The 13203-nt window shown below is 45.8% G+C and carries 15 protein-coding genes; 2 read left to right on the top strand and 13 right to left on the bottom strand.

Annotation, left to right across the window (positions count from 1 at the left end):
• Positions 1-17 precede the first annotated feature (17 nt).
• From VEA_RS12630 to VEA_RS12570, 13 genes are read right to left on the bottom strand one after another with little or no spacing between them, the layout of a single operon-like run.
• Positions 18-629: a DUF3261 domain-containing protein gene (locus tag VEA_RS12630; RefSeq protein WP_012842033.1), complete on the bottom strand. Its 612-nt coding sequence runs from the start codon at positions 627-629 to the stop codon at positions 18-20.
• Positions 626-2968, bottom strand: a complete 2343-nt coding sequence (locus VEA_RS12625) for an MMPL family transporter (RefSeq protein ID WP_006742876.1) — start codon at positions 2966-2968, stop codon at positions 626-628. Before VEA_RS12625 ends, VEA_RS12630 begins: the two co-directional genes overlap by 4 nt.
• Entirely contained in the window at positions 2940-3560 is a 621-nt protein-coding gene (locus VEA_RS12620; RefSeq protein ID WP_012842032.1) for a LolA family protein, read from the bottom strand. The genes VEA_RS12625 and VEA_RS12620 overlap by 29 nt, the downstream gene beginning before the upstream one ends.
• Positions 3560-4006, bottom strand: coding sequence for an acyl-CoA thioesterase (locus VEA_RS12615; RefSeq protein ID WP_005460557.1), 447 nt, complete (start codon positions 4004-4006; stop codon positions 3560-3562). The genes VEA_RS12620 and VEA_RS12615 overlap by 1 nt, the downstream gene beginning before the upstream one ends.
• Positions 4006-5559, bottom strand: coding sequence for an HAL/PAL/TAL family ammonia-lyase (locus tag VEA_RS12610; RefSeq protein WP_006742874.1), 1554 nt, complete (start codon positions 5557-5559; stop codon positions 4006-4008). The genes VEA_RS12615 and VEA_RS12610 overlap by 1 nt, the downstream gene beginning before the upstream one ends.
• A complete protein-coding gene (locus tag VEA_RS12605; protein WP_012842031.1) occupies positions 5543-7249 on the bottom strand; it encodes a glycosyltransferase family 2 protein in 1707 nt (568 codons plus the stop codon). Before VEA_RS12605 ends, VEA_RS12610 begins: the two co-directional genes overlap by 17 nt.
• On the bottom strand, positions 7242-7610 hold the full coding sequence (locus tag VEA_RS12600; RefSeq protein ID WP_012842030.1) for an ApeI family dehydratase: 369 nt from the start codon (positions 7608-7610) through the stop codon (positions 7242-7244). Before VEA_RS12600 ends, VEA_RS12605 begins: the two co-directional genes overlap by 8 nt.
• 10 nt (positions 7611-7620) lie before the next feature.
• Positions 7621-9021, bottom strand: coding sequence for an AMP-binding protein (locus VEA_RS12595; protein WP_012842029.1), 1401 nt, complete (start codon positions 9019-9021; stop codon positions 7621-7623).
• A gap of 4 nt (positions 9022-9025) precedes the next feature.
• The gene (locus VEA_RS12590) at positions 9026-9586 is read right to left on the bottom strand and encodes a COG4648 family protein (RefSeq protein ID WP_012842028.1); all 561 of its coding nucleotides are present in this window, start codon (positions 9584-9586) and stop codon (positions 9026-9028) included.
• The gene (locus VEA_RS12585) at positions 9586-9843 is read right to left on the bottom strand and encodes an acyl carrier protein (RefSeq protein WP_005382279.1); all 258 of its coding nucleotides are present in this window, start codon (positions 9841-9843) and stop codon (positions 9586-9588) included. The genes VEA_RS12590 and VEA_RS12585 overlap by 1 nt, the downstream gene beginning before the upstream one ends.
• A gap of 15 nt (positions 9844-9858) precedes the next feature.
• Positions 9859-10119, bottom strand: coding sequence for a phosphopantetheine-binding protein (locus VEA_RS12580; RefSeq protein WP_005382278.1), 261 nt, complete (start codon positions 10117-10119; stop codon positions 9859-9861).
• Positions 10120-10132: 13 nt separating this feature from the next.
• The gene (locus VEA_RS12575) at positions 10133-10900 is read right to left on the bottom strand and encodes a lysophospholipid acyltransferase family protein (protein ID WP_006742871.1); all 768 of its coding nucleotides are present in this window, start codon (positions 10898-10900) and stop codon (positions 10133-10135) included.
• A complete protein-coding gene (locus tag VEA_RS12570) occupies positions 10897-11625 on the bottom strand; it encodes a beta-ketoacyl synthase chain length factor (protein WP_006742870.1) in 729 nt (242 codons plus the stop codon). The genes VEA_RS12575 and VEA_RS12570 overlap by 4 nt, the downstream gene beginning before the upstream one ends.
• Before the next feature lie 77 nt (positions 11626-11702).
• On the opposite strand from VEA_RS12570, the gene VEA_RS12565 reads away from it, so the two are divergent.
• Complete coding sequence (locus VEA_RS12565) at positions 11703-12101, top strand: hypothetical protein (RefSeq protein ID WP_012842027.1); 399 nt, start codon at positions 11703-11705, stop codon at positions 12099-12101.
• A 27-nt stretch (positions 12102-12128) separates the two neighbouring features.
• Entirely contained in the window at positions 12129-13196 is a 1068-nt protein-coding gene (locus tag VEA_RS12560; protein ID WP_006742869.1) for a methyltransferase, read from the top strand.
• Positions 13197-13203: the final 7 nt, after the last annotated feature.

Here is a 13203-nt window from a genome sequence, read left to right as displayed (position 1 = left end):
GTTATTCTAAATTGTTCTTAATTAATCTGATGTTGCAGTGTTTGAATAGAAATTGAAAACTGATGTTTGAGGTGATGAAAATCAATCTTACCCTCTAACTTGTTAGAAGAGCCGTATTGAATCTCAATGATCTTTTCACCGTCGCTATCAAAGATGACGCGAGAATTATTTTTATCAATAATTCGCCACCTTACCTCATTTAACGATCCTTCCCAAGCGGAACTCGGCCAGAGCGTGATCATCAGGTTAAATAATACCTGTTCTGGCTGCGGTAGCGAACCTTGTAAACCGTTGAGCACTTCGGTTTGAATTTGTTTTCCATCGTAAGACAGTGAGAGTACTCTTGTCCCCCAGGATGAGAAGCCTGCCAGCACCACTTCGTTGTTGGTTACTTGCAGTTGTACCGGAAGTTGCTCAGATGTGGTTTTACCATCTATTGCCCAAGAAGCCGTAATTAACTGACTGGCAGACAACTGATAGCCCAAGCTTGCGGGAGTGGGTAAGCTAACTTGGGTGTGCTCGTCAATGTCGACCTGAGGCGTCGATTGGTGAGGGACCAAGCTGCATGCACTTAAAAACAGGCTCAGTGTGATGAACGTCGCGTAGCGAAAGGCGTGATTGAAAATCATGACGTCGTTTCCTCTGTTTTAATTGCAATCGGAGAGAGCAGCCAAGCGACAAAAATACCACTTAACACCGTAATGCCGAAACTGTGAATTGCGTGAGTTTGGCTGAGTGACAGCAACCCAAATGACAACACTGTGGTGATTGCCGAAAGGGTGATCGCCAATAGTGTGCTCACACTGCGGGCTTTCTCGGCAAAGAACAGAGTGTAATCGATCCCTATACCAAGAATGAGCACCAAGCCAAGCAAGTTGAACAGGTTTAATGTTGTTCCCATCGCGACAGCCGTTGCCAGACCGCAGGCGCAAGCAATCAATGATGGCAGTAAAACTCGCCAACTGTGTTGCAGACCGTACCGCTTGATTAACACCAGAAAGATCACAGTACTGGCGGCTGCCAACAGCTCCATGATTTTGATTCGGTATTCACCAAATAGGGCGGAAATTTCTTCTGCTTTGTTTAGGTAAACAACATCAGACTGCGATTTGGCAAATGCCTTAACAACGGCGGAGTCTTGCAATTGGTTTAACACCACTACCGTTGCAGATTTTCCTTTGATCTTACCCAAATGGAGAAAACGCACAGGCGCTGATACTGGGTTTTGCAAGTACTGATCAACCGTGACAGGGATAAAGTCGGCGTCCATTTTAGGCTTTTTACTTAAGCTCAGTCCGGAAGCTAGTGGGCTGGATTGTGTCGCGTAAAGATCGCGAATCAATTGATAGTCTTGTTGCTGACGCTCCACCGAGCTCAAGTAGCGACTCAGACTCTGGTAGCTTTCGATGGTGCTGTCCGCTTTCCACGCTTCTAATGTTGGCGTCAAAGACTCCAGCTTTTTCATTAGGTTTTCGTCATCGTCGGCGGTAACGACCAACATTTGCTGCGAAGATTGCATGCCACTGAGCGTCGTAATCAAGGTTTCTTGCTGCTTGAGATCGTTCGGCATCGTTTGCAGCAGACGAATGTCGTCATCGTAGTTCAATTGCAGCAAGAAAAAGCCACTCACAACCACACATAACATCGGCAATCCGACTTTAATTCGAGGTTGATTCCAAAGCGTTAGCCATTTCACCAACAATGATTGTCCTGGTAAGTTCGAAATGGATCGCGATGGGTTACGAGCCAGTATCGGATACCAAGCCACCACGGTGATGTAAGCGGCAATCAGACCAATGGATGAAAACAGCGCAAGCTGCTGCAAACCAGGAAACGGTGCTACTAACATGCCCAAATAGCCGATCAAACTGGTGATTAAGCCAAGTGTGATAGCTATGAAAATATGCTTTAACCCTTGCTCGCTATCCCATTCATTTCCCGCCGCAAGGCGTTCGGTTAGGTAGTGGAATGCGTAGTCGATAGACACGCCGATTAAACTTGCGCCAAACACTAAGCTGAACAGATGGACTTTTCCAAAAATCCACGTCGTAACGGACAACGCAACGAGCAAACCAATGGTGATGGAAAGCAGCGCCAGAGACAGTGGCATCACACTACGAAAGACCAACACGAACAATGCAATGATACCGAGCAGAGAGAACACACCGATGGTACTGATCTCCGATTTGGCACTTTGCGTACCAAAGTCGGCGTAAAATAGAACGCCAGTATGTGCGACTTCAGCACCATATTTCTGCGCGACGCTTTGTTCTAGCGCTTTAATATCAGGGACTGCAAGCTGCCCCGTTAGGCTATAAGGCGAGTCTTTTAGTTCGGCAGTAATAAGCAAGTATTGAGCACTGTCTTTTTCGACGGATAGATAGCCGTTATCCAACCGGAAAGAGGACGATTGCTGGGTAACTTGACTTAAATAATCACGAAATAGCAAGAAAGGGTCATTTTGTAACTCTTGCCCGGTCACTCCAGAAAACGGGTTGTACAGCGACTGAATCACATGCTGCACTTGCTGTTCTGGATTTTGGCTTAAACGCTCTCGTTGTTCAGGCGTCAGCAATTGGAAGCGGTGCTTAAAGTAGTAACTCGCCCAAGCTTGCTGTTCTTGAGGTGAGATTTTCCCCACCACATCGCGAAAATGATTACTTTGGCGTAACCCCTTATCAAATTCAGCGGCCGCTGCAAAAAGGGCATTTTTGTCCGGCGCTGTGATCACGAAAATGACTTTGTCGCTCATACTTGCCGAGACCGACTCAAAGGCTTGCTCAGCCACCGGGTTTTGTTGGTTCTTCGGCAGCAGTTTTAAAATGTTGGTCTCAATCGGAGATTCTGCACTCCAAACCCATTGTTTGAGTAGCAACGCGCCCGCTAAAACAACGAGATTGAGCCAAACCAGAGCAAAGGTGTGAGTGCTGAGACTGAGTTTAGAAACGGAATTGAGCGTCTTCGGCATCCGTGAGTTCCTGAGGTAGAGAGGTCTGGTTCGTAAACGTGATTTCGGTCTTATCGCCACGCAGCTCTTGTAGGGTTAGGCGATCAATGTGCGTTTTACCGGAAAGAGTGATGGATTGAAACACCGCATTTAATGGCGACTGTTTTGGCACTAAAACGAGCTGCCATTGATTGTTCTCAACTGAAAAATCGAGTGTGAATTGTTCTTGCAGTGCAGAAGTATCCCCGTGGAACACGGATAAAAACACATGGCTAAAGTAGAACGCCATTGGGTTTTCTTCTGCAGAAATCGTTTTCGGAGCTTGGTCGGCAAAAGTCTGACGAAGTTTGTTTTCCGTCAATACCAAATTGACTGCGAAAGGTTCTGTTTGTTGCCACAACAAGCCATGTGTTTTGCTCAGTGTGAACTGACCTTTAGAGGTTAGAGGTTGAGTGAACATTTCCAGATGACGCTGCTGCGTAAAATCTCCGCGTACGATTTCATGCTGAGACAACTGCTGTTGAAGCGATGCCAAATCCGTTACATTTACTGTCGGTGTTGCCAGTGCTGAAACAGAAAATATTAGCAAAAAAGAGAGTAACCACTTTTGCATTAGTTCAGGCTCCCATGGTTGTGCCATCGCTCTACTTTATCTAAAAAGACTGCTGGAGAAACAAAGCACATCTCTTGCTTTTCAATGGATACGGCGACTTGCGTTGTATGCGCTTTGCACATACGTTGATTCGTTTCGGCGTCGTAAATCACGTAATCCACACGTAAGCGGTTTTCCCACTCCGTGAGTTGCGCGGTAATACGAATGGTGTGATTAAACGGAATCGCCTTCACGTATTTAACGCGCGTGTCGATGATCGGCCACATGTACCCAGAGTCTTGCATATCGCGATAGCTGTATTGGATCTTCTCCATCAGCACACGACGCGCTTCTTCAAAATACCGAAAGAAGTTGCCGTGATATATCACGCCCATCGGGTCAGCATCTTGGAATGAGGTGACCATTGTCACCTCCGCTTCTAATGGGTAGAGAACCTGCTCTTGCATTATACCTCCGCGTAGAGTGGCCAATGACGTTGCTGAATGCGTTCAATGAAATGACGCAAATCTTGTTCCAATGGGCGATCTTCAATCACAAATTCAAACTCGCTCAGCACGGCGTCACGAATTACTCGCAAACTCTGACTCATGTGGTGTTCGTCCAATTCGTTATGACGGCGACGAATCTCAACCGCTTGAACGCTTGCCAGCAGTGAAGCCGCAGCAACTTGCTCTGTTAACTCAAGTACGCGTAAGCAATCGCGAGCCGCAATGGTGCCCATACTCACTTTGTCTTGGTTGTGACATTCGGTTGAGCGAGAAAAAACGCTCGCTGGCATGGTGTTTTTCAACGCTTCTGCCGTCCAAGCTGAGATACCAATCTGAACCGCTTTAAAGCCGTGGTTGATCGGTTTACGCTCGCCTTCTGCACCGGTTAAGTTAAACGGCAGGCCGTTATTGAACTTGTAATCCATCAGTTGCGCCATCTGACGGTCCAGCAAATCAGCCAAGTTGGCAATGTTCACTTTCAACGTATCCATCGCCATTGCGATATGACCACCGTAGAAGTGACCGCCGTGGAGAACGCGCTCGTTGTCGCCATCGATAATTGGATTGTCGTTGGCACTATTTAGTTCATTCTCGATCAATTGACGTAGCCAAGGCAGTGAGTCTTGCACCATGCCAATTACGTGTGGCGCGCAACGCAGCGAGTAGCGATCTTGCAGTCGGTCGCTATTGCGTGGCGGACGTTCAGCATTGAGATCATCACGCAGCCAAGCCGCAACTTGCTGTTGACCAGGGTGAGGTTTTACCGCAAACAACGCTTCATCAAAGTGGAAGTCATTACCTTGCATACCCACAGAAACCATCGCGGTAATCTTGGTGCAAAGCTGCGCTAGGTATTCTGCGCGTTTGTAGGCAATACAGGCGAGGGCAGTCATCACGGATGTACCGTTCATTAACGCCAAACCTTCTTTTGGTTTTAGGCGAATTGGCTCAATGCCCAGCTCTGCAAACACTTCTTGTGTTGGTCGCACATCGCCTTTGTAAAGCACTTCACGCTCGCCAATTAAGGTCGCCGCTAGGTAAGACAGAGGCGTTAAATCGCCGCTTGCGCCCACCGAGCCCTCTTGTGGAATACGCGGCGCAATGTCGTGATTGATAAGCGTAACGATTTGGTTCAACAGATCGTGAGACACGCCAGATACGCCTTGCGACAATGAACATAAACGTGTCGCCAACACCGCGCGAGCTTGCTCATGAGAAAGGATTTGACCTAAGCCACAGCCATGGAAGCGCGTAAGGTGCAACGGAAGTTCATCCACAAGAGCGGGTGGAATCGCCACAGTGCATGAATCGCCGTAACCCGTGGTCACGCCGTAAATAACGCCTTCTTCTTTCAGTAATCGTTCCAGAAACGCCACGCCACGATCGATCTTCGCGGTAAATTTTGGCGAGGTGTTCATGCTTGCCTTTGCACCTTGAGCAATGGCAACGACATCTTCGATGGTTAAAGATTGGGCACCAAAAGTGATGTTGTGATTATTGTTGTTTGTCATGTGGCTGATTACTTAAAGTCCAGAAGTTAAAAAAGTTGTACCACTGTAACGGCGCTTGCAGTGTGTGGTGTTCTAATCTGTGTGCGTACTGTTGAACAACGTGTTCTAGTGCCTGCTGACGCTCTTTGCGCGGTAGCGTGATTTGGTCACTAAAGTGTTCAAAGTACACATTAAAATGCGGAGTGTTTGCTTCGTCGTCGCGTAGGCCGAAGAGTAGGTAAACCGGCGCTTTTAATACCGAGGCCAGCATGAATGGGCCTTGCGGGAATGGTGCAGGTTTACCAAGAAAATCGGCCCAAACGACACGATTTTCTTTGCTGGTGGAAGTGCGATCGCCAACGATCACTACCCATTCGCCTTGCTCGATTTTTTGTTGAAGCAGAATCGCGGTGTCTGGTCCCATTGAGCTGACTTGAATCAGATTCAGTTCCGAGTTTGGGTTTACCGCCTTCATTACCGCATTAAATTGTTCAGCGTGTTGGGTAAATACCAAGGCATTGATTTTGACATGAGAGTGTCGACGACCAAGCGCGCGGCAGAGTTCGATATTGCCAAGGTGCGAGCCTAAAATGAGCACGCCTTGTTTTTTCTGCGCCATCTCTTCGAAATGATGCTGGCCGTGAATGGTTAGGTTATCGACGTTAAAGTCACCTTGCCATGCTGCCAGTTTGTCGAGCATGGTACGCCCAAAAGAAAGCAGATGATGATAGCTGTCCAACTGTTTTGGTAGTGCGATGTTCTGCTGCGCTGCGTAGTACTGCAAGTTTTGCAGGTAAATCTCAGACGCTTCGCGGGCAGATTTACCCGTGAAGTGGTAGTAGCGCATGACTAACTTCAAAATCAGGTCGAACGCTTTTCTGCCGAACAAGCGGTAAACCGCGAGTAAGGTTTTGATGCCTAAAATCGTGCCTTGTTCTTTTCGTTTCGACCAGTGGGCATTGCTGTCGTCTGTATGACGGCGCTTTCTGGCGAGTAGCGAAGGAATGCGCGGCAACATGCCAAAAAATAGGCGAGTGTGCATCCAGCTTATCTTGACGTTGTCCCACAATGCGTCGAAGTGGGAAATGCCACCTTCAGGGTAGATCACGCGCGTTGGAACAAAATCAATGTCGACGCCTTCCCAATACATTCGCACTAGAATTTCGATATCAAAATCCATGCGTTTGCCGATGCTGTACTTGTTCAACACGGCGACCGTTTTCGCCACTGGGTAGGCGCGAAAACCGCACATGCTGTCTTTGATAGACAGTGACAAGGTTTCTATCCACACCCAAACGTGTGTAGCGTAGCGACCATACAAACGGGATTTGGGTACGCTCTCGTCGTATATCGGTTGGCCCGAAATCAGGTTATCTGGTTTTGTTTCGCTGGCGCTGAGCAATTTCGGCAATGCTTCTAGGTCGTGTTGACCGTCTGCGTCGATTTGAATGGCGTGCGTAAAACCAAGCTGGTGAGCTTGATGTAGGCCTGCCATCACCGCGCCACCTTTGCCTTGGTTTTCACTCAAACTAATCAGTTTTATCAGCCCTTGTTCACTCAAAGCAGAAAGCGCTTGTTTGGTGTCTTCATTACTGCCGTCGTCCACGACCAGCACTGGCAAAGCGAAAGAGGATAACGACGCAACCACGTCTGCAATTGTGCTGCCGTGGTTGTAGCAAGGAATCAAAAAGCAGGGGCGATAATCACTCACGTGACTCACCCAGTTTCATTTTTCCTGACGAGTGAGTCACCAAGGTTTCACCGTTTGTCGATGTGTACTTAAAGGTCAATTTCTCGCGCTCATTGTCCCAAGAGAGTGAGAGGCAAACGTCGGCGTTTGGCAGAATCGGCTCTTGAAATTTGATGACTTCCATTCCTTTAAATACCTTGGGAGTATTCAAATGTTGAACGGCGTAGAACAGCGCCCAATCAATTTGAGTGACGCCGGGTAAAAGAGGGAAGTGATTGAAATGACCTTGGAAATCTAAGATGTCAGCATGCACTCGCAGCGACAGCTCCGCGGTATGGTCACTCACTTCAATATTCTGAATAGTTGGTTTTCTTTTATCCATGTTACTAGCTTTATTGGAATAGTTTTTCAATTTCAGCAACTTGGCGTTTGCCTTGGCTGTTCAATGGAATTTCGTCGACCACTCGGAATTTTCTCGGGATAGCGATCGGTTCTAGCCAATTGCGCAGTGCCTTGCGAAGCTCAAGCCAAAATTTGCCTTTACCAAGTTCATTAAGCACATCGCTGCCTTGATCGTTAAGTACGATGATTGAGACTAACGTGAGGCGACCAGATTCTTCCATTGGGATCACCACGCTTTCTTGAATCCACGGCAATTGCTCTAAACGTTTTTCCACTTCGACAAGGGAAATACGCTTTTCTTCGACTTTGACGATTCGGTCAGTGCGTCCACGCAATTCAAAAGAAATACTATCATGGAAATAGCATTCATCCGCAGTTTGGTACCAAGTGTTTTCATCAATGTGTGGCGAGCGGAGCTTTAAACAATTTTCATGGTTAAGCTTTGCTTCAATGCCAGGGAATAACGTCCAGGGAGTGCTAGCTACGTGCTGCTGACGGTGAGCGATGCCGCCGGTTTCTGTGCTGCCAAAAACTTCAATAGGAAGTGACCCAAACAACTGCTGGCTGTGCTGCGCCGCTTGGTTTGGCAAGGGGCCACCAGAAGAAAATACGCACCGAATCGCAACCGGATTGTGCTCTTCACTGAGTCGTTTTAGTAACGCAGGGCTGCTTACTAGCGTGGTGTCAGCATCGGCGTGATGGACAATTTGCTCAGGGAACTCGAGGTTGTGTGCTGAAAATGGACGTGCAGAGCACAAAGGCCACAATACGCGAAACAGCAAGCCGTAAATGTGTTGATGAGAGACGGTGCTTTCAACGCGTGTGTTGGCAACCGTGTCGCCCCATAGGTTGTCTAGAATAGACACTTCGATATCGAGCTGTTTCAGCGTTTTTGCAATGGCTTTTGGTTTGCCGCTTGAACCAGAAGTGAATAGCGTCACTGGTATTTGTGCCAGATTCAATTCACGCCAAACATAAGGTTGTTTGGCTTTTGGCTCGTTAATCACAGTGATTTCTAGCAATGATTGAGCTTCGATCAAAAGCGAGCTCAACAGTTCTGGAACCGAGACATCGGCATCATGCAGCAACAAATCGTAGTGATCACTGAGCTCTTTGAGTGCTTCTGGTTGGTAATTACCAGGTAATACAATGGATTTTCCTGCATAACAACAAGCGAAAAAGCCAACGGCAAACAGGTAGCTGTTGCCAAAACACAACGCAATGTTTTGCGTTGGTTGGGTTTCTAACTGCTGAGCAAGCGTTGCGACGTGCTGCTGGAAATCACCCCAAGTGATAACTGTGTCGCGATCGTAAGAGACAGGGGATTGCTCAGGCCTCTCTGCGACGAACAAGGTCGCTAGGGAGGTAAAGCTCGAATACGTTGTATTCATACGATTAGTGTTCCTTTCGAACAAATTGACGCACGATCCATTCTCCAGCGAACAAGCCACCAGCAAGTAAGTAGCTGATGAGGCCGTTATAAAGCGTCCATATTTTTACTGGTAGGAAACAGGTATAGAGCGCAACGGCAGCATTGAGCGTAAAAAAAACGCACCAAACCATCGTCACTTTGCGTGTGTAAGCCACGCCACTAGCCGGAAGGTCAGGCTCTTGCAAGCGAGCAAGCCTTTCAATGATTGATTGCGGCTGTTTTAAGCTCAGTCCAAAGACACACAGCATACATACATTGACAACCACAGGGTAAAAGTGAAGCCACCCGTGTTGTTTAAACACCATGCCAAGTGTAATTAGAACAATGCCAACAGCGCCCGTAGCGAGCGCCAAGAATTTAAACTCTTTTAGTGGGGTCTTATTTGCGACGAAAACACGCAAAAGTAACGCAGCAATTAACAAGCCCCCGACTAAGTTCAAGCCAAATTTATCTATACCGAAATAGACAGCGAAGGGGTAGGCAAACAGTACAATTGCAGACAGACCAGTCAGCAATTGGCGCATTAACTTTCCTTCAATAACTCGGTGACGGCGTTAACCACATCGTCAACGGTTCTTACAGCACTAAACTCTGCTGGCTTGATTTTTTTGCCAGTGACATTCTGTAGGTGTACGACCAAATCAACGGCGTCAATGCTATCAAGGTCGAGATCTTGGTATAAGTGCGCATCTGACTGAATGTCGGCTGCGTCAATTTCGAACAGCTCAACAAGCGCATCTTTAACTTGTTCAAATACTTGATCTTTATTTACATCAGTCATGAATATACCTACAACTTATTCATTAGTTTGAGAAGAAACGTATTTCGCTAGGTTTGCTACAGAAGCAAAGTGTTCGCGCGTGTTTGAGTCGTCGGCATCAATAACGATGTTGTATTGTTTTTTAATTGCGAGTCCAAGCTCAAGTGCATCGATAGAATCTAAGCCAAGTCCATCACCAAAAAGTGGTGCATCCGTTTCAATATCATCTACGGTTAAATCTTCAAGGTTTAAAGCATCAATAATAAGTTGCTTAATGTCGTTGTGTAACTGTTCCACTGGGACCTGCTTATTAATAAAAGTTTTCTGGAAAAATGTTTTCAGCTAGGTGCTGTTGTAAGCGTCGCGCCGCTATTGTCGGCGACGTAGTTTGCTTTATAAAAGGGTCAATCTCAACTTTATCCTTAACTTCAACCCTGAAAAAAGGCTTTGTTGCCGGTACTTGATACCATTTTTTCTCTTTTGTGAGGAAACTTGGCGTTACTGTAATATGGACAACCCTTAAATCTCGCTCTGTTCTTACCGCAATTTGTGCTGCGCCGCGTTGTAATTTTGGTTCTACACCAGGTGTTGTTCTTGTCCCTTCAGGAAATATAAGCAACACGTTGCCTTTGTTAAATCGTTCATCACAAAGTGCTAATAAATCATCCGGCGCTTCATTGGGAATATATCCGGCTGCTTTTACGATGTGCTTCATAAAAGGATTCGACCATATTGCCGATTTTACTAAACAGTCGCAGCGATTTAATTGTGAAGCAATGAGAACGTAATCGATTAAACTAGGATGGTTGGCAACAATTAAACAATTACGATCTTGTTGAAGAATATCGGCACCAATAATTTCGTAATCGATTGCTCCACTTAACTTCATCAATTTACAAAAGGTGTTGAATGAATATCGAATGGCACCTTGAACTTTATATTCACGTTCGGTTTGATCCGAAACGAAAATACGAATGGTCGGAATAACAATGAAGCTTAGTGCTAAACCACCTAACCCAAATACTGAAAAACAAAAGCCGGTTGCTAGCACACGCCAATACTGATTTAAGCGACTCATTGCTTTTGCCATTCCCAAATTTGTTGCGGAGCGTGAATAGTCCACTGATTTTCATCTGACAAGTAGTGTTGCAAAAACGCTAAGCCTTGTGGCAACGGATGGTTTGAGCATTTTGCACTGATGCCGCTTTGCACCGTGAAGCTATCTCCATGAGAAAGTATCAAGCCGAGTCCAAACCCTTGGTATTGTTGGTTTTCATATTCTAAATAAGAGTCAGGCATAGGCTCATCAAAGTCAACAAGCAGCACTTTTTTATCAGGATTGTCGGACAAAAACAGCCATGCTTCTAATATTGCACTTTGGAATGTGTTTTCTGCCGCAGCGATCGAAGTTAGGGGGATGGGCTGTTTGGTTGCAATAGTGGCAAGCCCTGCGGCGGTATTATGCACTGACTGAGAAAAAGCCATCGGAGACGCTTCTTCACCGTTAATAATATCTTTAACTAACGCAACACTGCGATGCAATTCGCCATGACGACTCGAAAATACGAGGTAATCAACCTGATGTTGATTAAGCAATTCGATTGCCGTTTGCACTGCCAGTTTGCTAAGTGGACTCATTCTTCTGCGCATCATCGCAGGAATATCTGCAACATTGATTTTGCCATTTTCTGGCCATTTTATCTCTGTTGCCCATTGTTTCCATTCATTGGATTCGGATAAACCGAATGAATTCGCTGTCCACGCATCAATATTGAACGAAATGTTGATCTTCGAGTTTGGCATATTGGGTTAAATTGTTTATTTTACAGCTCGATACAAATTGGGTTTTGCCCAAAGTCATAATAAAAAAGGAAATTATCATGTCGCGTTTTAAGCTGTATGTCTCGTTATTATTAACTTTGCTTCTTGTCGGTTGTGGACGAGTACAACCTGTAATGAATGTGGAGGATACTCCAGTTGCTTATGATCTTCAAAATAAACAAGTAAAAATGGCCATTGTGCAATCGGCAACCAACCGAGGCTGGACGATTGAAGAAGTAAGCCCAGGCGTTCTTATTGCAAAAATTCACGTTCGTAAACACTTTGCAGAAGTAAAAATTCCATATAACAACAAATATTACTCAATTATTTATCTCAACTCAGTAAATCTAAAAGCCAGTAATGGCAAAATCCATCGCAATTACAATCGTTGGATAAACAACTTGAATGTTGATATTCAACGAGCTATTGCATTGTTAGGCTCTCAGTCTAAACAATAAAAATATTAATTGCAGTTAGGTTTTTCCGTGTTAAATCAAAATAATGACCCTTTTAATGCTTTTGAAGCAAAAACAGAAGCTCAGAAGTTATCTTTTGCACCAATCGTGTTCCAGACCGCCAGAACGCTCCGAGATTTAGGTATTTTAGCCGCGCTAGACAGCGTCGGTTCACAAGGCATGAGTGCCACGGACATTGCCGAGAAAACGGGCGTGTCAGAATATGGTGTCAAAGTATTGTTGGATATGGCGATTAGCGCACATATTGTTTTATGGGAAAGACCTAACTATTCGCTTGCGAACCTTGGTTTTTACCTTCTTCACGATGGTATGACGAACGCAAACATGGACTTTACGGCTGATGTCTGTTACGCCGCGATGATGCATCTGACGGAAGCGATTCAAGAAGGTAAGCCTTCTGGTTTGAAAGAGTTGGGCAATTGGGAGACGATTTATCAAGGTCTGTCGACGCTGCCAGACCAAGCCAAACAGAGTTGGTTTAAGTTCGATCACTTCTATTCGGATCGCTCGTTTCCATTACTGCTGAAAGAAGTGTTTGCAAGCAAGCCAAAGCACCTCGTGGATATTGGCGGAAATACCGGGAAATGGGCTATTCAGTGTTGTAAGCATGATCCTGATGTTGAAGTTACCATTGTCGATTTGCCGCAGCAATTAGAAGTGGCGATGTCAAATGTCTCAGAAAACCAGTTCGCCGAGCGTGTACGTCCATACCCTGCCAACATGCTTGATAAAGCACAAACATTGCCTGAGCATGCTGACGTATGGTGGATGAGCCAGTTCTTGGATTGCTTTTCCCCAATTGAGATCCTAAATATCCTTAAAAAAGTCAAAGCCCAGTTAATGAAGGGAGATACTATTTACGTATTGGAGCTATTTTGGGATGCCCAAAAATACGCGGGTGCTTCTTATAGCCTTAATGCAACCTCTCTCTACTTTACCTGTTTAGCCAACGGCAATAGTCGTTTTTATCGCAGTGATGATTTCTTAGAAATTGTTGAAGCGGCAGGTTTATCTGTCGTCGAAAGAACCGACAACATTGGCCTTGGTCACACCTTATTAAAACTACAAGCAAACTAAATTCAGA

This window comes from Vibrio antiquarius, from assembly GCF_000024825.1.
Taxonomy (GTDB): domain Bacteria; phylum Pseudomonadota; class Gammaproteobacteria; order Enterobacterales; family Vibrionaceae; genus Vibrio; species Vibrio diabolicus.
The sequence above is the reverse complement of the archived record's forward strand: the minus strand, read 5'-3'. Positions and strand labels throughout refer to the sequence as shown.